A 20,385-nucleotide genomic window follows, 5' to 3' on the forward strand; every position below is an offset into this window, starting at 1 on the left:
GGCGTGCACGACGGCGCGTACGCGACAGCAGGGCGGCCCGCGGCACCGTTGACCTTGCGACCTGAGGAGTGCAGTGGCAGCCAACGACCGGGCATCGGGCCCCGGCAAGTCCGGAGGCGCCTCCGGTGGCTCCGGGGTCGACGGGCTGATGCGCACGCTGAGCGCCGTCGCGCCCGGCACGGCCCTGCGTGACGGCCTGGAGCGCGTGCTCCGCGGCAACACCGGCGGGCTCATCGTCCTCGGCATGGACAAGACCGTCGAGTCGATGTGCACCGGCGGATTCGTCCTCGACGTGGAGTTCACGGCCACCCGGCTGCGCGAGCTGTGCAAGCTGGACGGCGCGCTGATCATCGACAAGGACATCAGCAAGATCGTGCGGGCGGGCGTCCAGCTGTACCCCGACGCGTCGATCCCCACCGAGGAGACCGGCACCCGCCACCGCACCGCGCAGCGCGTCTCCATCCAGTCGGGCTTCCCCGTGGTCTCCGTCAGCCAGTCGATGCGGCTGATCGCCCTGTACGTGGGCGGGGAGCGCCGCGTCCTGGAGGAGTCCGGCGCGATCCTCTCCCGCGCCAACCAGGCGCTGGCCACCCTGGAGCGCTACAAGCTCCGCCTGGACGAGGTGGCGGGCACGCTGTCCGCCCTGGAGATCGAGGACCTGGTCACCGTCCGGGACGTCACGGCCGTCTCCCAGCGGCTGGAGATGGTCCGCCGCATCGCCACGGAGATCGCGGAGTACGTGGTCGAGCTCGGCACGGACGGCCGGCTGCTCTCCCTCCAGCTCGACGAGCTGATCGCGGGCGTCGAGCCCGAACGGGAGCTGGTCGTGCGGGACTACGTCCCCGAGCCGACCGCCAAGCGCACCCGCACGGTCCCCGAGGCCCTCTCCGACCTGGACTCCCTCTCCCACGCCGAGCTCCTCGAACTGCCCATCGTCGCCCGTGCCCTGGGCTACAGCGGCTCCCCCGAGACGCTGGACTCCGCCGTCTCGCCGCGCGGCTACCGGCTGCTGGCGAAGGTGCCCCGGCTGCCCGGCGCCATCATCGAGCGGCTCGTGGACCACTTCGGGGGGCTCCAGAAGCTTCTCGCCGCCAGCGTGGACGACCTCCAGACCGTGGACGGCGTGGGCGAGGCCCGGGCGCGGTCCGTGCGCGAGGGGCTCTCGCGGCTGGCGGAGTCGTCGATTCTGGAGCGGTACGTCTAGCTTCGCCGCTCAGCCGGATGCCGTCAGGCCGCTGCGGGTCGCGTGTGGCTGGGCGCGCCCGCGCGGCGGAGCCGCATAGTGTCAGGGCCCCGCGCCCCTTCGGGGCGCGGTCCGTCTGCTCAGGCCTTCTCCAAGGTGAATTCCGTGCGGTCCGTGACGCCCGCCACCTTCACCTCGACCCGGTAGGTCCCCGGTACCGCTGCCGTGGGGCCGGAGGGCGTGGCGCACTGGGGGGCGCTGCGCCTGCGGTCCCACTCGACGGTGCGCTTGGTCTCGCCGGAGCCCGGCACCTCGAAGAGCACCGCGGCCGTGCCCCGGACACAGTCGCCGGAGTTCCACACGTGCTCCTCGCCCTTGTCGTCGGTGATGACGAACATGGCGGCGGTGGCCCCGAAGTTCACCTTGCAGGCGCTGCCACCGGAATTCTTCACGACGAGTTCGAACTTGGGCTTCTCGTCCGGGCGGTAGGAGTCCTTGACGCTGCGCACGCTCAGCCGCACCGCGCCCGGCGTGCAGTCGGGCAGGCTCGACACGGCCGCCACCGGCTTGCTGTCACCGGTCACCGCCAGTCCGGGACCACCGCCGAAACCACCGGCCGCGGCGGCCGCGCCGCCCGCGCCACCGGCCGCTCCCGAACCGCCGCCGCTCCCGGCACGGTCACCTGAGCCGCCGGTACCACCGCCGGTTCCGCCGCCGCCCGAATCGCCACGGCCGCCCGGTCGTTGACCGATGTGCGGCCCCGAAGGCGTCGGGCCGGGTGTGATCGTGGCATCCGCCGTCGGCGTCTGGCCGTTCTTGGCACCCTCGCTCTGATCGCCCTCGGAGCCGCCCCCGCCACCGTCCATGGCGAGGAACCAGATGACGACCAGGGCCAGAAGTCCGAGCACGCCAAGTGCAACTGCCCTCCGCCGCCAGTAGATGGAGGAAGGAAGCGGCCCGATCGGATTGCGCAGAGATCCCACGCGAAAACTCTACGAGAGATCGGCCGGGGGACCAGCCAGTACCCGCCGTAGGAGTGGCTGCTTTTCCCATCATCTGCCCGCAACTGGGACCGTGGTGACGGTCCGACCGGTCACCGGCACGGTCCGCGAGCATGCGTACGGCTCGTCAGAAGGTCTTCCGCCATTCCGTTTTGTGCCCGAACCCCCGGCCGTTGTCGACCAGCCGCAGCCAGTCCGGGCGCAGTTCCCACAGCCCCGTGCGCTCCATCGCCTGCCGCAGCCGGTCGGTCCGCTCCACGTACGGGAAGCGCGCGCTGTACGCGTGCCAGGCGGTCTCGCGGTCAGCGCCCTGAAGGAGGCGGCAGGTGCCACGGCCCTGGACACCGGTGAGCGAGGTCCAGTCCTGTCCGTCGCGCTGTGCGGTGAAGGCGACGCGGCCGTCGCCGGCGAGCAGGGCACGCCCGTGACGGGTGGTGCCGGAGGTGACGAAGAGGAGCGACGGGACGGATTCACCGAACCCGACAGACTCACCGGACTCACCGGAGCCGACGGTGGCCGCTGTGGACACCGCGTAGAGCACCGCGCACGCCTGCGGACCGTCCTCGTCCACGTAGGCCAGGGTCAAGGTCGTGTGCGCGTCCAGAGCGGCCCGGATCTCGGCGGGCGGCGCGAACGACTGGTCTGTCGGGTGGTCTGTCGGCTCGGTCATGGCATCACCCTAGAAAGTGGACGAAGCGGCTCGCACGGGGCCGGTCGGCGGTGGGGGCGCTCACTCGATCGGGGCAGCCGGGGGCTCCGGTGGCCGACGCGGGCCCCAGCCGTTTCGCCGCCCCGCGTGGGCGTGCCAGGATCGGAGACGACATGACTGCGATGCCTGCCACCACACCCCAGACGTCCACCCTGTTGCACGCCCCGGTGATCGACTGGTTCGCCGTGCACGCCCGTGATCTGCCCTGGCGCCGCCCGGAGGCCGGGCCGTGGGGGGTGATGGTCAGCGAGTTCATGCTCCAGCAGACCCCCGTGAGCCGGGTGCTGCCGGTGTACGAGCAGTGGCTGGCCCGCTGGCCGCGCCCGGCCGACCTGGCGGCGGAGCCGCCCGGCGAGGCGGTGCGGGCCTGGGGGCGGCTGGGCTATCCGCGCCGGGCGCTGCGGCTGCACGCCGCCGCGTCCGCGATCACCGAGCGGCACGGCGGCAAGGTGCCGAGCGATCACGCCAAGCTGCTGGCGCTGCCGGGTGTCGGCGAGTACACGGCGGCGGCCGTGGCGTCCTTCGCCTACGGGCAGCGGCATGCCGTCCTCGACACCAACGTCCGCCGGGTCTTCGCGCGCGCGGTGACCGGCGCCCAGTACCCGCCGAACGCCACGACCGCCGCCGAGCGCCGGCTGGCCCGCGCCCTGCTGCCCGAGGAGGAGCCGGTGGCCGCCCGCTGGGCCGCCGCCACGATGGAGCTGGGCGCGCTGGTCTGCACGGCCCGCACGCCGTCGTGCGGCACGTGCCCGATCGCCGCCGAGTGCGCGTGGCTGGCCGCCGGCTCGCCCGCCCACGACGGGCCGCCGCGCCGGGGCCAGACGTACGCGGGCACCGACCGGCAGGTGCGCGGCAAGCTGCTGGCGGTGCTGCGGGAGGCGGTCACGCCGGTGCCGCAGGCCGCGCTGGACGCGGTGTGGCACGAGCCGGTGCAGCGGGCCCGGGCGCTGGACGGGCTCGTGGCCGACGGGCTCGTCGAGCCGCTGGCCGACGGCCGCTACCGGCTGCCGCTGACGTGACGGGCCGGGCCGGTGTCGGCCCCTGACGGTGATCGTCACAGGCCGTTGACGGCCGCCCAGGGCCGATCACCGGTCGGCGGCCCGCGCGGCGCCCGTACGCGGAGCCCGCGGCACGCACGCCCGTAACGGCGCCCGCGGCGATTCGCACAGCCGTCATACAGCGGTCACAAAGCCATCGTCGGGAGCCGCCTCCACCTTGCTTCCGAAACGGACAGAGCCGGTCTTTCTTTGATCTATTCCTCCGGCTGTTACACAACCTATGGATAGCTGTGCCACAGCCGACGGGCTCTCGCACATCGCGTCGCAACAGCTCCTCCGTAGCGTCCTACCCGTGCTGGAGGACCACCAGCGTGGCGCGGGGAACGCGAGTGGAATGGAGGCTGCGGTTATGGCAGGCAGCAGCGGCAAGGTGCTGGACTTCGAGGAGTACGTGCGCAACCGTCAGGACGCCCTCCTGCGCAGCGCCCGGCGTCTCGTCCCGGACCCCATCGACGCGCAGGACCTGCTCCAGACCGCCCTCGTGCGCACCTACGGCCGCTGGGACGGGATAGCGGACAAGTCGCTGGCCGACGCCTATCTCCGCCGCGTCATGATCAACACCCGTACGGAGTGGTGGCGCGCCCGCAAGCTCGACGAGGTGCCCACCGAGCAGCTCCCCGACGCGAGCGTCGAGGACGGCACGGAGCAGCACGCCGACCGCGCGCTGCTGATGGACATCCTCGGGGTCCTCGCACCCAAGCAGCGCAGCGTCGTCGTGCTGCGACACTGGGAGCAGATGAGCACCGAGGAGACCGCGGAGGCGCTCGGCATGTCCACGGGGACGGTCAAGAGCACGCTGCACCGCGCACTGGCCCGGCTGCGTCAGGAGCTGGAGAGCCGGGACCTGGACTTCCACGCCCTCGAGCGCGTCGATCGGGGGCAGGAACGGTGCGCCGCCTGAAGCGCGCCGCCGGCTTCGGGCCGGCGATGATCACCGGTGGAGCGGTCACTGCCATGGCCGCTGCCGCCGGTCTTCTGCTTGCCGGCTGCGGGACGAGCGGTGACGGGGTGCGCAAGGAGGGGCCGGCGCAGAACCAGCCCGCCGCGAAGGCGGTCACGCGTATGCCCGCGACGACCGCCACCCCGGCCCAGAAGGTCGACGCGATCAAGCTGATCAAGGCCGACCCGAAGGTCAGCGATCAGATCAAGAAGAACCTCAAGCCCTGCGTCAAAGACCAGTACCCGGTCGACGTCACCTACGGCCAGCTGACGGACGACGGCGGCACCGACGTCGTGGTGAACGTCCTGACGTGCGGGGACTCCCTCGGCATCGGCTCGTATGTGTACCGTCCCAAGGGGGACACGTACGAGAATGTGTTCACGGTCGAGCAGTCGCCCGTGTACGCGGACATCGACCGCCGGGATCTCACGATCACCAAGCAGGTCTACGGTCCGGGTGACGCGGTCTGCTGCCCCTCGGGGGTCGACGTCCTGACGTACCACTGGTCGGACGGCGCGTTCCACGAGATGGGCCGTACCCACACCGACTACAACAAGGTCGGCAACAACGGCAAGGTGCCGAGCGAAGGATCGGAGGGCTGAGAGCGGCGTGGCCGATACGCATGTGCTTTTCGTCGAGGACGACGACGTCATTCGCGAGGCGACGCAGCTCGCTCTGGAGCGCGACGGCTTCATGGTGACGGCGGTGCCGGACGGACTGCTGGGGCTGGAGAGCTTCCGGGCCAAGCAGCCCGACATCGCGCTGCTCGATGTGATGGTCCCGGGCCTGGACGGGGTCAGCCTGTGCCGCCGGATCCGCGACGAGTCCACCGTCCCCGTGATCATGCTGTCGGCGCGGGCCGACTCCATCGACGTCGTGCTGGGCCTGGAGGCCGGCGCCGACGACTATGTGACCAAGCCCTTCGACGGCGCCGTGCTCGTCGCCCGCATCCGGGCCGTGCTGCGCCGCTTCGGCCACGCCAGCGGGGCGGGCGCCGTGGCCGAGGAGCCCCAGGGCATCGAGGGCGGGGTGCTGCGCTTCGGCGACCTGGAGGTCGACACGGAGGGCATGGAGGTCCGCAAGGCGGGCACGCCCGTCGCCCTGACCCCCACCGAGATGCGGCTGCTGCTGGAGTTCTCCGCCTCGCCCGGCACGGTCCTCTCCCGCGACCGGCTGCTGGAGCGCGTGTGGGACTACGGCTGGGGTGGCGACACCCGGGTCGTGGACGTCCATGTGCAGCGGCTGCGCGGCAAGATCGGCCAGGACCGCATCGAGACGGTCCGTGGCTTCGGCTACAAACTCCGGGGCTGACGGCCCGGTGCGGTTCGTTTCCTCGGCACGATTCCTTTCCGACGGCCCGGTGGGGTTCGTTTCCGGCGACCCGGTGCGGTTCGTTTCTCAGGGCTCGGTCGTCCCAAAGGGCCCGGTCGTGTCAGGGTGAAGTCGTGGTGAAGCTCGCTCTGCGCAGTGGCCTGCGCTGGAAGGTCAGTCTGGCCATCGCCTGCGTCGGCGCGCTCGTCGCCGTCGCGCTCAGCCTGGTCGTCCACAACGCGGCCCGCGTCTCCATGCTCAACAGCAGCCGCGACCAGATGGACGACCGGGTCCAGATCGCGCAGCGCTACTACGAGTCCACCGGCGGCAAGCGGATGCTGCGCGCCCAGGTCAACGACCCTGCGCTGCCCAAGCAACTGCGCGAGGCCGCCGAGCTCGGGCTGCGCGCCACCTACCTCCAGGACAACGGCTCCGGCGCCCCCGAGGTGTGGGCCTCCACCCCGCTGCGCGACGGCAAGATCCTCTCGATCCACACCCGGTTCAAGGACCGCTACGACATCCTCAACGACCTCGACCGGGCCCTGATCATCGGCTCCGTCTCCGTCGTCCTCGGCGGCACGGCGCTGGGCATCCTCGTCGGCGGCCAGCTCTCCCGGCGGCTGCGCAAGGCCGCCACGGCCGCCCGCAAGCTCGCGGACGGCGAGTCGGACATCCGCGTCCGCGACGCCATCGGCGGCCGCGTGCGCGACGAGACCGACGATCTGGCCCGGGCCGTCGACGGCATGGCCGAGGCGCTCCGCGACCGGTTGGAGGCCGAGCGGCGCGTCACCGCCGACATCGCCCACGAGCTGCGCACCCCGGTGACGGGCCTGCTGACCGCCGCCGAGCTGCTGCCGCCGGGCCGGCCCACCGAGCTCGTACGGGACCGGGCGCAGGCCATGCGCACGCTGGTCGAGGACGTCCTGGAGGTCGCCCGGCTGGACGGCTTCGCGGAGCGCGCGGAGATGCAGGACATCGAGCTGGGCGAGTTCGTCCAGCGCCGGGTGCGGGCGGCGGCCCCGGAGGCGGAGGTGACCGTCCTGCGGACGGCGTACGTCTCCACCGACCCGCGCCGCCTGGAGCGCATCCTCGGCAATCTGCTGGCCAACGCCGCCAAGCACGGCAAGGGCCCGGTCGAGGTCACGGTGGAGGGCCGGGTGCTGCGCGTGCGCGACCACGGCCCGGGCTTCCCGGAGGAGCTGCTGAGGGAGGGCCCGAGCCGCTTCCGGACGGGCAGCGAGGACCGGGCGGGCAAGGGCCACGGCCTGGGCCTGACGATCGCGGCCGGTCAGGCCCGGGTGCTGGGCGCCCGGCTGACCTTCCGCAACGCGGACCCGGTGGTGGAGGGCGGCAGCGGGGCGATCGCGGTGCTGTGGCTGCCGGAGTCGTCCCCGACGAGTACGGGGACGTTCCCGGTGATCAGCGTCTGACGCTGTGGCGGGATTCGGTCAGAGCGCGCCGCCGCGGGCGCCCATGAAGGCGACCGGGTCGACGGCGGAGCCGTAGTCCGGGGTCGTGCGGATCTCGAAGTGCAGGTGGGGGCCGCTGGAGTTGCCGGTGGAGCCGGACAGGCCGATGTCCTGGCCGGTCATGACCCGCTCGCCCACGGAGACCTTCACCGAGGACATGTGCGCGTACTGCGAGTACTGGCCGTCCGCGTGCTTGATCACGACGGCGTTGCCGTACGCGGGGCCGTCGCCGCCGCCGTTGGGACCGGCCTTGACGACCGTGCCGGCGTGGACGGCCTTCACGGGCGTACCGGAGTTCACGACCAGGTCCTGGCCGCTGTGCTTGTTGGCCCACATGCTGCCGGCCTTACCGAACGGCTGGCCGATCTGATAGCCGTCGACGGGGTGCACCCAGGCGTTGGCACGGCTGCGCGAGGCCTCGGCCTCCTTGCGGGCGTCCTCGGCCCGCTTCCGGGCCTCCTCCGCGCGCTTGGCGGCCTCCTGCTTCTCCTTCTCGGCCACCTTCTGCTGCGTCTCGGCCTGCGCGTGCAGGGCGTCGCCCAGCGGCGCGGCGGCCGCGAAGCCGGGGAGGACGCCGGCCGAGGCGGCGACGTCGGCCGCGAGCGCGACCCCGGAACCGAGCGCGACCGACGCCCCGAGCCCGGCTGCCACGAGAGCGGCTGCACGGACGCGGGAAACGGACTTGCTCGGGTCACGGAAAGCGGTGCGCTTCGGCTTCGGCATACGGGAAAACCTCCGGAAAAAGAACAGGTCCCGGTCCGTCGGACCGGGATCGCCATTCCTTGGTAACCCGCGCCCGGGGGCGCTGACAAAGGGGGCTGCTACTAGGGCGGGCCGTAATTCGTAAATGATCTTGGGCGGGGCGCGCGGGCCCAGCCGGAGAGGGTTGCCACTATCCGGCTTAGTGGCGGCGAAAAGGCCTGTGGGTCTTGTCACCGCACAGGGACCAACGACCCTATGGATTCCGGGACCAAAGTCCCGGCGAGGGCGATACGCTCCGGGAAACGTGCCAGGGGGGATCACAATGAGCGACTTCGACGAGATCATCGAGCTGTCGGACGCGGTCCGGGCCATACGCGACGGACTGACCAGCGCGGCGGCGGCCGCGGCCGAGTCCGGGGAGGACCTGACGTTCGACGTGGGCGAGATCGCCATGGAGTTCACGGTCGAGCTGCGACGGGACGTGAAGGGCCGGGGCGGGGTAAAGGCCTGGGTCGTCGACGCGGGCACGGACGCGTCCCGGGGCTCCACGCGGACCCACAAGGTCGCCTTCAAGCTGACCCCGAAGGACCGGCGCACGGGCGAGGGCTGGAAGGTCGGCAACGACCGCCCGGCGGGGCTGTCGGGATTCGGGCTCGCGGACGAGCAGTGACGCTCCAGGTCCGGCCCGTGGAGGACCGCCTGGTGGCGGTGTTGGGGGCGCGGCAGGGCAGCGGGGTGCTGCTGACGTCACGGCTGGTGCTGACGGCGGCGCACGTGCTGGGGGACGAGCCGTCCGCGATGGTCGCGGTCCCCGGTGAGCGCGAGGTGGCGCGCTGCACGCGCGTCTGGACCGGTGCTCCCGGGGACTGCGACGCGGCCCTGCTGGTGGCCGAGCGGGACCTCGTGCCCGACGGCATCCTGCCGCCCCTGCGCTACGGCACCCTCAGCCGCGCCGGGGCCGTGCACGACTGCCAGGTGTTCGGCTTCCCGCAGGTCCAGCGGTTCGCGGAGGACCAGCTGGAGGCCGTGCAGGTCTTATGCACCCTGATGCCCACATCGGGCTGGCTGCGCGAGCGCTACGTACTGCACAGCAGGCACCACCCGCCGCGTCCCCTCCGCGACGGCTCGCCATGGGCGGGCCTGTCGGGAGGGCCCGTCTTCTCGGGCCCCGTCCTCCTGGGCATGGTCATCGAGGACCGCCCGGGCTGGCAGCACTCCGCCATCGACGCCATCCCCATCGAGAAGATCCTCCTGAGCCCGGGCTTCTCCTCCTCCGCCCTGGTGCACGGCCTGAGGCCCGCGCTGGAAGCACTCTCCCCGGAGAACCCGGCGGACTTCCCCTACGAGGACCTGTACGCCAAGGCGATCAAGGCCCGCTACAGCCGCATGGAGGTCTTCGGCCTCGACGACCTGGGCAGCAACGAGAACAGCTGGGACCTGGACACGGCGTATCTGAGCCTGGAGGCGCTGGCTCCGCGTCGGCCCGACCGTCCTGACAGCGCAAACCTCCGTCCTGAGCCGCAGCGGATCGAGGAACTGCTGGGCTCACGTCCGCGCGCGGTGCTTCGCGGCGAGGCCGGGGCCGGGAAGACGACGCTCGTGTGGTGGCTGGCCTCGCACGCCGCGTGCCGGACGCTGCCGGAGGAGCTGGCCGCCCTGAACGGCCTCATCCCCTTCGTGCTCCCCATGCGCAGCCTCACCGCCCAGGGCATCACCACGCCCACCCCCGCCCTGCTGCCCACCATCGCCCGGCTCCAGGTGGACGAGGCCCCGAGCGGGTGGGCCGGCCGCGTCCTGGAGGCGGGGCGCGCCCTGCTGCTCGTCGACGGGCTGGACGAACTCCCGCAGCCCGAACGCGGCCCCGCCCGCAAATGGCTCGCCGACCTGCTGCGGATGTACCCGGACACCCGGTGCCTGGTGACCGTGCGACCGCTCGCGGTCGAGCACTCCTGGCTGGCCTCCGAAGGCTTCGAAGAGCTGCAGCTCCTGCCCATGAGCGACGGCGACATCCAGTCCTTCGTGGCCGCCTGGCACCAGGCCGCCCGCCTGGAGTGCGACGGCTACGCCGACACGGCGCGGGCGGACCAGGAACGCGGCCGCCTCACCGCCCTCGAACGTGATCTCGCGCAGGAGTTCCAACGCAACACCGGTTTGCGCGATCTGGCCCGGACGCCGCTGCTGTGCGCGGTGATCTGCGCCCTCCACCGGCGCCGCCAGGGCCTCCTGCCCCGCACCCGCTGGCACCTCTACGAGGCCGCGCTCGCCATGCTGCTCGGCAACCGCGACGCCCACCGCCGCGTCGGCAGCCCGGAGGGCATCGACGTGACGATCGAGGACAGCCGGCAGCTCCTCCAGCGCATCGCGGTCTGGCTGGTGCGCAACGGCCGCGCCGAGCTGTCGAGAGAGCAGGCGGTGCACCAGCTCGAACACGCGATGAAGGGCCTGCGCAGGGTCCGTGAGCAGGGCTCGGCGGAGCGGGTTCTCACGCATCTCCTCAACCGGAGCGGGTTGCTGCAGGAACGCACTGCGGATTCCCTGCAGTTCATCCATCGCACCTTCCAGGACTACCTGGCGGCGAAGGAGTTCCAGGACAGCGATTCGCTGGACGAACTGCTGGGGCATGCGGAGGAGGAGCAATGGCAGGACGTCATACGGCTCGTCATCGGCCATTGCGGGCGTGGTGAGATCCAGCGGGTCATCGCGGGGTTGATCGCGGCCGGTGACTCGGCGGACGGGCGGAAGGCTCGGTGGTCGCTGCGCACGCTGGCGGCGGAGTGTGCGATCGGGGCGGCGTATTTGGACGACGCGCAGCATGACGCGGTCTGGGAGGGGGTCAGGGGGCTCGGGCCGCCGGCCACGGATCAGGAGGTGGAACTCCTTTCCTCCCTCGGGCCGGATGTTCTCCCGGTGCTACCAGGCCCCGAAAGGCTGGCTGCCGAACCGGCGCAGTACGTCGTAAGCGTGCTCAGCTCGCTAGGGGACGCGGCCCTGCCGCTCCTCAAGCGCTACGGGCAGCACGAATCGGAGATGGTGCGGCGCCGGGTGACGGACGCGTGGGGGCACGTCGATACTCGGGCTTTCGCGGAACAGGTCCTCGCGAACATGCGGCTGGACGACATCCGGCTCGTTGTCTCCTCGGCGGAGGCACTCGCCCAGATTCCGCTCCTCGGCCCCGTCGGCTCCCTGACGGTTCGGGGCAGCCACATGGCGGACAGCATCAGCCGGTCCCTGACCGGCCGTTCTTTGAGGTCCTTGAGCCTCGCCAATAACCCTGTCCTCGCCGATATCGATTTCATCCACGAGCATCCGGAGATCCAGATTCTGAGGATTTCCGACTGCCGCGGGCTGAGAGACATAGCAGCCCTGACGGGATCGAGACTTCAGCGCCTGGCGCTGGACGCGAGATTCCTTCCGATCGCCGCACTGAATACCATCGCCACACTACCGGCGCTCAGCACCCTGGAACTATTCGACCTACCACCCGAGAACGGGGGAATGCTTCCCCCATTACCCCCGGAAATCTCTGCCCTCAATGTTTCCCACCAAGGGACCCCGGCACGACTGGCCGGTATTGCGGCTCAGAAAAACCTCAGCGCCCTGTACGTCGGATCGCTTCTCGCTTCCCCGGCAGAGCTCGGCGAGCTGACGGGACTGAGCCGTCTGCGGGAACTCGAGCTCCACATCAAAACGTGCGGCGACCTCGCAGGGGTGGCGCCGCTCCTCCGGGTGCGTTCGCTGGGCCTCACGCTCACCGAAGACCTCAAGGTGGACGCCTCACTGTTCCGGGTCTTTCCCGGACTCGGACAACTGCAGCTCCGGTCGACCGTCCCAGGCCGCATCGAACTGGAACTGGACCTTTCCGGCCGGCCCGCATCGCAGGGACCCCTGGAGGTGTGGACCACCGAATTCCAAGAGGTGACAGTGACCGACGCGGAGCTCCTGAGCGGCCGTCTCACGGACAGAAGCGGCTACGGCGCCCCACTCGCCCCTACTCCCCCACCGCCAGCTTCACCCCGAAGCCCACGATCGCCGTCCCCGTGACCCGGTCCATGGCCCGCCGGGCCGTCGGCTTCCGCAGCCAGTCCCGCAGCGCCCGGGCGAAGCCCACCAGCACCGCCGCCCACAGCACGCCCAGCGCCACGTGCACCGAGGCCAGTGCCAGCCCCATCAGGAAATGCGGCGCCGTCGCCGGGATGAACTGCGGCAGGACCGCGACGTAGAAGACGCCCATCTTCGGGTTGAGCAGGTTGGTGACGAGCCCCTGCCGCCAGCCGGCGGTGAAGCCGCCCGGGGCGGCGGGCTCGGTGGGCTCGGGCCCGTCGTCCGCCGACCCCGCCGTGGCACGGCCCCGCGCCTCCCACAGCATGCGCGCGCCCATCCACAGCAGGTACGCCGCCCCCGCCCAGCGCAGGGTCTCGTAGGCGAGGCGGGAGGCCGCCAGGAGGGCGGTCACGCCGGCCGAGGTGAGGGCGCCCCAGCACAGGGTGCCGGTCTGGATGCCCAGGACGACGCCCCACGCGCGGCGCTGCTCGCCGCGTGCGGCGGTGCGGAGGATGAGGGCGGTGTCGAGGCCCGGGGTGATGGTGAGGAGCCCTACGACCAGGGCGAATGACCACAGTGCGGTGATGACCATGGAATGCCAGCGTAATCAGCCGGTGATCCCCGGGCCATGCCTTGGCGCTCGCGATATCCGAAAACGGGTCGGCCCCGGGCCGTCGTTCGACGGTCCGGGGCCGATCGGCGCGCTACGCGCGCTTACGCGTCCTTCGAAAGGTTCGGGCCCGCGCCACCGGCGGCGGACTCGACCGGCGGGGTGTCGGGCAGGGCCGACTTCTCCTCGCCGCGGAAGGTGAACTTCTTCTCCTCACCCTCGCCCTCGGTGCCGACGACCACGATGTGGCCGGGGCGGAGCTCGCCGAAGAGGATCTTCTCGGAGAGGATGTCCTCGATCTCGCGCTGGATGGTCCGGCGCAGCGGGCGGGCGCCCAGGATCGGGTCGTAGCCCTTCTTGGCCAGGAGCAGCTTGGCGTCACCGCTGAGCTCGATGCCCATGTCGCGGTCCTTGAGCCGCTCGTCCACCTTGGCGATCATCAGGTCGACGATCTGGATGATGTCTTCCTGGGACAGCTGGTGGAAGACCACCGTGTCGTCGACACGGTTGAGGAACTCGGGCCGGAAGTGCTGCTTGAGCTCCTCGTTGACCTTGGCCTTCATCCGCTCGTAGCCGGTCTTGACGTCGCCCTGGGCGGCGAAGCCCAGGTTGAAGCCCTTGGAGATGTCCCGGGTGCCGAGGTTGGTCGTCATGATGATGACGGTGTTCTTGAAGTCGACCACGCGGCCCTGGGAGTCGGTCAGGCGACCGTCCTCCAGGATCTGCAGGAGCGAGTTGAAGATGTCCGGGTGGGCCTTCTCGACCTCGTCGAACAGGACCACCGAGAACGGCTTGCGGCGGACCTTCTCCGTCAGCTGGCCGCCCTCTTCGTAGCCCACGTATCCGGGCGGGGAGCCGAAGAGACGCGAGACGGTGTGCTTCTCGCTGAACTCCGACATGTCGAGGGAGATGAGCGCGTCCTCGTCGCCGAAGAGGAATTCGGCGAGCGTCTTGGACAGCTCCGTCTTACCGACACCCGAGGGGCCGGCGAAGATGAACGATCCGCCGGGGCGCTTCGGGTCCTTGAGGCCCGCGCGGGTGCGCCGGATGGCCTGGGAGAGCGCCTTGATGGCGTCCTTCTGGCCGATGACGCGCTTGTGGAGCTCGTCCTCCATGCGCAGCAGGCGGGAGGACTCCTCCTCCGTCAGCTTGAAGACCGGGATGCCGGTGGCGGTGGCGAGGACCTCGGCGATGAGCTCGCCGTCGACCTCGGCGACGACGTCCATGTCGCCGGCCTTCCACTCCTTCTCCCGCTTGGCCTTGGCGGCCAGCAGCTGCTTCTCCTTGTCGCGGAGGGAAGCGGCCTTCTCGAAGTCCTGCGAGTCGATCGCGGACTCCTTCTCGCGGCGCACGTCGGCGATCTTCTCGTCGAACTCGCGGAGGTCCGGCGGCGCGGTCATCCGGCGGATGCGCATTCGGGAGCCGGCCTCGTCGATCAGGTCGATGGCCTTGTCCGGCAGGAAGCGGTCCGAGATGTAGCGGTCGGCCAGCGTGGCGGCCTGGACCAGCGCCTCGTCGGTGATGGAGACGCGGTGGTGGGCCTCGTAGCGGTCGCGCAGACCCTTGAGGATCTCGATGGTGTGCGGCAGCGACGGCTCGGCGACCTGGATGGGCTGGAAGCGGCGCTCGAGGGCGGCGTCCTTCTCCAGGTGCTTACGGTACTCGTCGAGCGTGGTGGCACCGATGGTCTGCAGCTCGCCACGGGCCAGCATCGGCTTGAGGATGCTGGCGGCGTCGATCGCGCCCTCGGCGGCGCCCGCACCGACCAGGGTGTGGAGCTCGTCGATGAACAGGATGATGTCGCCGCGGGTGCGGATCTCCTTGAGGACCTTCTTCAGGCGCTCCTCGAAGTCACCGCGGTAGCGGGAGCCGGCGACCAGGGCGCCGAGGTCGAGGGTGTAGAGGTGCTTGTCCTTGAGGGTCTCGGGCACCTCGCCCTTGACGATGGCCTGGGCCAGGCCCTCGACGACGGCGGTCTTGCCGACGCCGGGCTCGCCGATGAGGACCGGGTTGTTCTTGGTGCGGCGGGACAGCACCTGCATGACCCGCTCGATCTCCTTCTCGCGCCCGATGACCGGGTCGAGCTTGGACTCGCGAGCGGCCTGCGTGAGATTGCGGCCGAACTGGTCCAGGACGAGCGAGGTCGAGGGGGTGCCCTCGGCCGGGCCGCCGGCGGTGGCGGCCTCCTTGCCCTGGTAGCCGGAGAGCAGCTGGATGACCTGCTGCCGGACCCGGTTCAGGTCGGCGCCCAGCTTGACCAGGACCTGGGCGGCGACGCCCTCGCCCTCACGGATCAGGCCGAGCAGGATGTGCTCCGTGCCGATGTAGTTGTGGCCGAGCTGGAGGGCCTCGCGGAGCGACAGCTCCAGGACCTTCTTGGCACGGGGGGTGAAGGGGATGTGGCCGGACGGAGCCTGCTGGCCCTGCCCGATGATCTCCTCCACCTGCTGGCGGACCGCCTCGAGCGAAATCCCGAGGCTCTCCAGGGCCTTAGCGGCGACACCCTCACCCTCGTGGATCAGGCCCAGGAGGATGTGCTCGGTGCCGATGTAGTTGTGGTTGAGCATCCGGGCTTCTTCCTGAGCCAGGACGACAACCCGCCGCGCGCGGTCGGTGAACCTCTCGAACATCGTTAATCGCTCCTCAGAGCGGTCAGGCAGTTAGGGGTCGGTCCCCTCCCTGTCCTTCCGCATGCTAGTCCCGCTGGGCGGGACAGCTCATTCCAACTGCCGACACCCGTCCTTGGCCTCCTGCCCCGAACAGCCGACATCTGCTCCAACCTGATGGTGGGAGACGATGTTCCCGCAGGCCAGGCATATACGCCCACCATCAGTACGCCCACGGCGAACGCCCACCTGGGCCGACACGCCCGCCCCCGGCCCGGCCACCACCGCTGGTGGCCCGCTCCGGGGCCCGCTGTACCGCCTCTTCCCTCGGGGAATGTCTTACCCGCAAGCACTGACAGTCCATGCGGCGCACCCCCCGTGCATCCGCTACGGGCGAACACCCCCGCACCACCGAGTGCGCGTATGCGCTCCGCTTGTGTTATACGCGGAGTGTTCGAACGGCAACAGTGCGTAACCTCTGGGGTCTTCCACAGTTGCACCGTTCATGACGGTAGTCCTCCCGCGCCCGTGCCGCCCCTCGGACGATCCGGGCACGCGGCGCCGCTGGCGCCAGTGGTACGAGTGCGTGCTCGGCTGGCCGACGGGGCCGACCACGGGCGGGCGGCCCGTGGAGCTGCTCACCGGGTTCCGGTTCGACGCCCTGGGGATGCCCGCGGTGGCCGGTCGCGCGGTGCTCGGGCGGGTCCGCCCGACCGGTCCGGTCGCGCTGGACCGGCGGAGCCGGACGATGTGGTTCCTGACCGCCGTGGGCACCGCCGACGAGCTGCCGGGGCTGCTCGGCTGGCTGGAGTGGGGCGGGGTGGCCCTGGAGCTGACCGCGCTGGGCACGGGCGGCCGGATCGTCGCTCCGGCCCCGGTGGGCGCCGGAGTCCGCCCGGATCCCGGCGGGCCCGGGGAACGCGGCCGGCGCGGCCGCTCCGGCCGGGCCGGTCGGTGCGGCCCGTACGGCCCCCAGGAGGGCGCGGAGGCCGTCTGGGTGCGACCTCCCGAGCCGGGGTGCGAGGTGGAGCCGACGCTGCCTGTTGTCGGCGTGGACGGCAGCGGTGGCGCCCCCGATCTCGTGCGGCTCGTGGGCGCGGCGGCCACGGAGTGCCATCGGGCCCGACTGCTGCGCGCCGAGGGGGCGCGCAGGAATCAGCCGCCGGGGGATCGCCCGGGAGGACCGGCGGGCGAGCCGGACGATCAGGCGTTGGCCTTCTCGTACGCCTCGCGGATCTCGGCCGGGACACGGCCGCGGTCGTTGACGTTGTAGCCGTTCTCCTTGGCCCAGGCGCGGATCTTCGCGGTGTCCGGGCTGCCGGCGGCGGTGGCGACGCGACCCTTGCCGCGGGCCGCGGCGGCACGACCGCCGGTACGACGGGCGGCCTTCACGTAGTCCGCGAGCGCCTCACGCAGCTTGTCCGCGTTGCCGGTCGTGAGGTCGATCTCGTAGGACTTGCCGTCGAGGGCGAACGTCACGGTCTCGTCGGCCTCGCCGCCGTCGAGGTCGTCGACAAGAAGGACCTGAACCTTCTGCGCCACGGGGGATTCCTTTCATCAGCGGAAAAGGATTACGGAGGAATAGCAAACCGCCTTTCCCGGAAAAACACAAACCCTCCGGGAAGGTTCAGCTGGCGTTCCCCATGGGAACGATGGCTTCCGGGCGTCCGCGATAGGGGCGCGATTCGGACATAGGGACCGCGATCACAGATGCAGAAGCATCCGGCTGTTGCCAAGGGTGTTCGGCTTCACTCGTTCGAGACCCAGGAACTCGGCAACACCCTCGTCATAGGAACGCAGCAGCTCGCTGTAGACATCACCGTCCACCGGCGTCTCCCCGATCTCGACGAAGCCGTGCTTCGCGAAGAAGTCGACTTCGAAGGTGAGGCAGAAAATACGCCGCACCCCGAGCCAGCGCGCGGTCTGGAGCAGCTTGTCCAGTACCTGGTGGCCGACTCCGCCGCCCCGCACATCCGGGTCGACCGCCAGAGTGCGCACCTCCGCGAGGTCTTCCCACATCACGTGGAGAGCACCGCATCCGATGACGGTACCGTCCTCGTCCCGCTCGGCGACCCAGAACTCCTGGATGTCCTCGTAAAGCGTCACGGTCGCTTTGTCGAGCAGGATGCGGTCCCGTACGTAGGCGTTGATGAGCCGGCGGACGGCGGGCACATCGCTGGTGCGGGCCCTGCGGACGGTGACGACTTTAGTTAGAGCGGACATGACCGGACGCTATCGCCCCGGCGGTCCCGGGGTCTCGTCGGGCCCGTCGAGTTGCACGACCCGGATCGCGTCGCGGAGCGCTTCCCGTTGTTCGGCCGACATCATGCCGAAGAAGGCGACGAGAGCAGCGGCGGGGTTGTCGCTGAGGGACCAGGCTTCGTTCATCAGTGCGGCCGAGTAGGCGGCCCGGTTGGAGACCGCCTCATATCGATAGGCGCGGCCTTCGGCTTCCCTGCGGAGCCAGCCCTTCTGATACAGGTTGTCCATTACGGTCATCACGGTCGTGTACGCGATGGACCGTTCCTGCTGAAGGTCTTCCAGGACTTCTCTGACGGTGACCGGCCGGTTCCACTCCCACACGCGCGTCATCACGGCGTCTTCCAGTTCACCCAGGCGTCGAACCACACGCGAATAATAGTGGGAGATGTCGCGAATGCCGGTTTATCGGCGCGGGTCAGCGCGGCAATCCGCACGGCGAAAAGGGCGTACGTCCCAGGGAATGGCCCCGGATCGTACGCCCCTACCGTGCGGCGCGTTTCCCTGCGGCGTGTGCGGCGGCCTCAGGCGCCGGCGGCCTTCGAGGGCTGCTGGGCGGCCTCCACCCGGGCCAGTGCGGCGTCGACGATGGCGTCTTCCTTCGCCTTGTTCGCACCGCCCTGACTCTTGACGATCGTCACGACCAGTGCGGTGAAGGCGATCGCCATCACCAGGGGCGGGACCAGCGCGGCGACATAGTCCATGGCCGTCGGCTCCTTCTGGATCGGGGTTTCGCGCCGACTGCGCGACTCGTCCAGATTACGCATCCGCCTTTTCCCCCGGGAATGCCGGGGGCACCGGGGCGTCAGGCCGGGCGGGCCGCCGGGAGGCCGGACGCGGCGCCCGGCGGCGGGGCGGGTTTGCGGCGGGGCGGGAATACCTCGCCGGGGGTCGGAATGGGCCGGTCCGGCCGCGGGGGCGCCTTCGGCTGGGGCGTGGCGGGCGGCGGCGCGGTGGGGGCGGGCTTGCCCGGGGCCGGGGGCTTGACCCCGGGTTTGGGGTCCGCCGCCTCGGCGGCGTGCGGGGTGCGGCCGCCCGGGAGCGCGAGCAGGCGCGTACGTGTGGGGAGGGCGCGCGAGGGGTGGGTGTGCACCGGTTCGGGCCCCGGCTGGGGGCGGGCGCCGGGGACGCCCGGGGTGGCGGGGGTGGCCCGGGGCGCGAGCCGGGCCGTCACGGGCCCGGTCGTCACGGGTCGGGCCGTCGCGGGCCCGGTGGTCGCGGGTCGGGCCGTCGCGGATCGGGGCCCTACCGTCTGCTCGGCGAGGTGCTCGCAGCGTCGCAGCAGGGCGCGGCGGTGACCGGCCTCGGTGGCGCCCGTCGGGAGCGCGCACAGCGAGTGGAGGGCGGCGAGGTCCTCGGGGCCGGGCGGATAGCCGTCCGCGAGGGCGTCCTTGAGCAGCCGCGCGTAGCCGGGCGCGGCGCCGGGCAGCGCGGCGCGGTAGCGGGCGAGCTCGGCCAGCAGGAAGGCGCGGAGCCGGTCGGCCTCGTGGTCGGCCTCGGCCATGGCTTCGGCGAGCCGGAGGCAGTCCCGGACCTCGGCGTCCCGTGCGGGGCCGGGCCGGTGGGGAACGATGTCGGGGCGGAGTGCGATGTCGAGGGCACGGCGCAGCACGCGCAGCTCGTCCGCGCTGAACGCCATGCCGCCGCGGGATCCATAAGGCGTGGGCATGGGCCGACTTTAAGTGCTAAGTGGACAAAATTCGCTTAGCTGGTTATTTCGGGCGTGGCATAAACGGTGAACGGCTCAGTGCTCGCGGCGGCGGGCGGCGCCCAGGGCTATGGCGCCGGCGGACAGCGCGGTCCCGGAGGTGGTGGCGAGCAGCAGGGTCGCGGAGGCGTCGCCGTCGTCCGTGGCCGGGTGGCGGGGCGTGTCGACGGACCGGCCGCCGGGCGCGCGGCCGGTGACGTCGACGACGATCGGCGCGCTGTCGTTGGCCGGATCCGGGTCGGGGGCGCTGCCGGGGCCGAGGATCCGGACCCAGCCCTCCGCGCCCTCGACCTTCTTGTCGATGCGGATCCGGAAGCGCAGCGTCTCGCGGTCGCCGGCGGCGAAGTCGCCGCCGATGGCGCAGAGGTAGGTCCGGGCGGCCGTGTCGTGCGGGGCGCAGCGGTGGCCGGCGTCGCCGCCGGGGGCGATGGTGGTGCCTTCGGGCGCCGTGACCGCGTAGGCCCGGCGGTCGGCGGCGGCCGGGCCGGGGCCGCCGTTGCGCACGCCGACCTCGACGTCGACCGTCTGGCCCACGCGGCCCGCGACCGGGTGGGCGATGGCCTGGTAGTCGGCGGGCGGGGGCGGCGGGGCGGCGGCCGCGGTGCCGCCCGTCAAGGCGGCGAGGGCGAGGGCGGCCGCGGCCGCCGCCGTTCGACGCGCTGTTCGCTTCGGCTTCACGCGTGTCCGCCCGCCCTTGGATCCGGTCCGTCCGTCCTGCGTGCTGTCAGACCGTCGGGGGCGGGGGTTTGGTTGCACACCCCGCCCCGATGGCGCGCGACAGCCGGGCG

At 71.4% G+C, this 20,385-nt stretch carries 20 protein-coding genes; 9 read left to right on the forward strand and 11 right to left on the reverse strand.

From position 1 onward, the window contains the following. Positions 1-73 precede the first annotated feature (73 nt). Positions 74-1,204: a DNA integrity scanning diadenylate cyclase DisA gene (gene disA / locus ACX9I7_RS21755; RefSeq protein WP_126915373.1), complete on the forward strand. Its 1,131-nt coding sequence runs from the start codon at positions 74-76 to the stop codon at positions 1,202-1,204. A gap of 119 nt (positions 1,205-1,323) precedes the next feature. On the opposite strand, the gene ACX9I7_RS21760 is transcribed toward disA, so the two are convergent. Both ACX9I7_RS21760 and ACX9I7_RS21765 read right to left on the reverse strand, forming a co-directional pair. Then, on the reverse strand, positions 1,324-2,091 hold the full coding sequence (locus ACX9I7_RS21760) for a hypothetical protein (RefSeq protein ID WP_387573617.1): 768 nt from the start codon (positions 2,089-2,091) through the stop codon (positions 1,324-1,326). Between the two features lie 220 nt (positions 2,092-2,311). Continuing rightward, entirely contained in the window at positions 2,312-2,854 is a 543-nt protein-coding gene (locus ACX9I7_RS21765) for a pyridoxamine 5'-phosphate oxidase (protein WP_459388257.1), read from the reverse strand. A 152-nt stretch (positions 2,855-3,006) separates the two neighbouring features. Here ACX9I7_RS21765 and ACX9I7_RS21770 point away from each other — a divergent pair, with 152 nt between their 5' ends. From ACX9I7_RS21770 to cseC, 5 genes are all read left to right on the forward strand, one after another. Continuing rightward, positions 3,007-3,912 carry an HhH-GPD family protein gene (locus tag ACX9I7_RS21770; protein WP_459388258.1) on the forward strand — a complete coding sequence of 302 codons (906 nt, stop codon included), beginning with the start codon at positions 3,007-3,009 and terminating at the stop codon, positions 3,910-3,912. A 388-nt stretch (positions 3,913-4,300) separates the two neighbouring features. After that, complete coding sequence (locus tag ACX9I7_RS21775; protein WP_126915368.1) at positions 4,301-4,852, forward strand: SigE family RNA polymerase sigma factor; 552 nt, start codon at positions 4,301-4,303, stop codon at positions 4,850-4,852. Further along, complete coding sequence (locus ACX9I7_RS21780) at positions 4,840-5,493, forward strand: hypothetical protein (RefSeq protein ID WP_387573612.1); 654 nt, start codon at positions 4,840-4,842, stop codon at positions 5,491-5,493. The genes ACX9I7_RS21775 and ACX9I7_RS21780 overlap by 13 nt, the downstream gene beginning before the upstream one ends. A 7-nt stretch (positions 5,494-5,500) precedes the next feature. After that, complete coding sequence (cseB, locus tag ACX9I7_RS21785) at positions 5,501-6,202, forward strand: two-component system response regulator CseB (protein WP_387573610.1); 702 nt, start codon at positions 5,501-5,503, stop codon at positions 6,200-6,202. Then, on the forward strand, positions 6,199-7,632 hold the full coding sequence (gene cseC, locus ACX9I7_RS21790) for a two-component system sensor histidine kinase CseC (protein WP_459388289.1): 1,434 nt from the start codon (positions 6,199-6,201) through the stop codon (positions 7,630-7,632). Before cseB ends, cseC begins: the two co-directional genes overlap by 4 nt. Before the next feature lie 18 nt (positions 7,633-7,650). On the opposite strand, the gene ACX9I7_RS21795 is transcribed toward cseC, so the two are convergent. Next, on the reverse strand, positions 7,651-8,394 hold the full coding sequence (locus tag ACX9I7_RS21795; RefSeq protein ID WP_459388259.1) for a M23 family metallopeptidase: 744 nt from the start codon (positions 8,392-8,394) through the stop codon (positions 7,651-7,653). A gap of 301 nt (positions 8,395-8,695) precedes the next feature. Between ACX9I7_RS21795 and ACX9I7_RS21800 the strand changes: the two genes are divergently transcribed. Both ACX9I7_RS21800 and ACX9I7_RS21805 read left to right on the forward strand, forming a co-directional pair. Further along, complete coding sequence (locus ACX9I7_RS21800; RefSeq protein ID WP_387573607.1) at positions 8,696-9,043, forward strand: trypco2 family protein; 348 nt, start codon at positions 8,696-8,698, stop codon at positions 9,041-9,043. Beyond that, positions 9,040-12,414 (forward strand): NACHT domain-containing protein, encoded by a 3,375-nt coding sequence (locus ACX9I7_RS21805; protein ID WP_459388260.1) that lies wholly within the window; start codon positions 9,040-9,042, stop codon positions 12,412-12,414. The genes ACX9I7_RS21800 and ACX9I7_RS21805 overlap by 4 nt, the downstream gene beginning before the upstream one ends. Here the strand turns inward: ACX9I7_RS21805 and ACX9I7_RS21810 are convergent. Together ACX9I7_RS21810 and ACX9I7_RS21815 are read right to left on the reverse strand one after the other, a co-directional pair. After that, positions 12,362-13,006, reverse strand: coding sequence for a LysE family translocator (locus ACX9I7_RS21810; RefSeq protein ID WP_387573602.1), 645 nt, complete (start codon positions 13,004-13,006; stop codon positions 12,362-12,364). The genes ACX9I7_RS21805 and ACX9I7_RS21810 overlap by 53 nt on opposite strands. 122 nt (positions 13,007-13,128) lie before the next feature. Further along, positions 13,129-15,654 carry an ATP-dependent Clp protease ATP-binding subunit gene (locus ACX9I7_RS21815; RefSeq protein WP_126915361.1) on the reverse strand — a complete coding sequence of 842 codons (2,526 nt, stop codon included), beginning with the start codon at positions 15,652-15,654 and terminating at the stop codon, positions 13,129-13,131. A gap of 481 nt (positions 15,655-16,135) precedes the next feature. On the opposite strand from ACX9I7_RS21815, the gene ACX9I7_RS21820 reads away from it, so the two are divergent. Next, positions 16,136-16,903 carry an SCO3374 family protein gene (locus ACX9I7_RS21820; RefSeq protein WP_387573600.1) on the forward strand — a complete coding sequence of 256 codons (768 nt, stop codon included), beginning with the start codon at positions 16,136-16,138 and terminating at the stop codon, positions 16,901-16,903. Here ACX9I7_RS21820 and ACX9I7_RS21825 read toward each other — a convergent pair. From ACX9I7_RS21825 to ACX9I7_RS21850, 6 genes are all read right to left on the reverse strand, one after another. Further along, a complete protein-coding gene (locus tag ACX9I7_RS21825) occupies positions 16,834-17,172 on the reverse strand; it encodes a histone-like nucleoid-structuring protein Lsr2 (protein WP_189456990.1) in 339 nt (112 codons plus the stop codon). The genes ACX9I7_RS21820 and ACX9I7_RS21825 overlap by 70 nt on opposite strands. A gap of 162 nt (positions 17,173-17,334) precedes the next feature. Then, on the reverse strand, positions 17,335-17,853 hold the full coding sequence (locus tag ACX9I7_RS21830; protein ID WP_071962335.1) for an amino-acid N-acetyltransferase: 519 nt from the start codon (positions 17,851-17,853) through the stop codon (positions 17,335-17,337). 9 nt (positions 17,854-17,862) lie between these two features. Then, positions 17,863-18,258, reverse strand: coding sequence for a BlaI/MecI/CopY family transcriptional regulator (locus tag ACX9I7_RS21835; protein WP_189456992.1), 396 nt, complete (start codon positions 18,256-18,258; stop codon positions 17,863-17,865). A 155-nt stretch (positions 18,259-18,413) separates the two neighbouring features. Further along, positions 18,414-18,593 (reverse strand): hypothetical protein, encoded by a 180-nt coding sequence (locus tag ACX9I7_RS21840; protein WP_189457079.1) that lies wholly within the window; start codon positions 18,591-18,593, stop codon positions 18,414-18,416. A 101-nt stretch (positions 18,594-18,694) separates the two neighbouring features. Next, positions 18,695-19,558, reverse strand: a complete 864-nt coding sequence (locus ACX9I7_RS21845; protein WP_459388261.1) for a hypothetical protein — start codon at positions 19,556-19,558, stop codon at positions 18,695-18,697. Positions 19,559-19,633: 75 nt separating this feature from the next. Then, on the reverse strand, positions 19,634-20,275 hold the full coding sequence (locus ACX9I7_RS21850) for a hypothetical protein (protein ID WP_459388262.1): 642 nt from the start codon (positions 20,273-20,275) through the stop codon (positions 19,634-19,636). Positions 20,276-20,385 lie beyond the last annotated feature (110 nt).

The sequence above is a fragment of the Streptomyces sp. L500 genome (assembly GCF_054551825.1).

Bases quoted from the DNA above. Each gene is read 5' to 3' on its own strand.
- ACX9I7_RS21815 (WP_126915361.1), bottom strand. From the start codon at position 15,654: ATGTTCGAGAGGTTCACCGACCGCGCGCGGCGGGTTGTCGTCCTGGCT.
- ACX9I7_RS21775 (WP_126915368.1), top strand. From the start codon at position 4,301: ATGGCAGGCAGCAGCGGCAAGGTGCTGGACTTCGAGGAGTACGTGCGC.
- ACX9I7_RS21795 (WP_459388259.1), bottom strand. From the start codon at position 8,394: ATGCCGAAGCCGAAGCGCACCGCTTTCCGTGACCCGAGCAAGTCCGTT.
- ACX9I7_RS21840 (WP_189457079.1), bottom strand. From the start codon at position 18,593: ATGGACTATGTCGCCGCGCTGGTCCCGCCCCTGGTGATGGCGATCGCC.
- ACX9I7_RS21765 (WP_459388257.1), bottom strand. From the start codon at position 2,854: ATGACCGAGCCGACAGACCACCCGACAGACCAGTCGTTCGCGCCGCCC.
- ACX9I7_RS21845 (WP_459388261.1), bottom strand. From the start codon at position 19,558: ATGCCCACGCCTTATGGATCCCGCGGCGGCATGGCGTTCAGCGCGGAC.
- ACX9I7_RS21820 (WP_387573600.1), top strand. From the start codon at position 16,136: ATGACGGTAGTCCTCCCGCGCCCGTGCCGCCCCTCGGACGATCCGGGC.
- ACX9I7_RS21830 (WP_071962335.1), bottom strand. From the start codon at position 17,853: ATGTCCGCTCTAACTAAAGTCGTCACCGTCCGCAGGGCCCGCACCAGC.
- ACX9I7_RS21800 (WP_387573607.1), top strand. From the start codon at position 8,696: ATGAGCGACTTCGACGAGATCATCGAGCTGTCGGACGCGGTCCGGGCC.
- ACX9I7_RS21770 (WP_459388258.1), top strand. From the start codon at position 3,007: ATGACTGCGATGCCTGCCACCACACCCCAGACGTCCACCCTGTTGCAC.
- ACX9I7_RS21810 (WP_387573602.1), bottom strand. From the start codon at position 13,006: ATGGTCATCACCGCACTGTGGTCATTCGCCCTGGTCGTAGGGCTCCTC.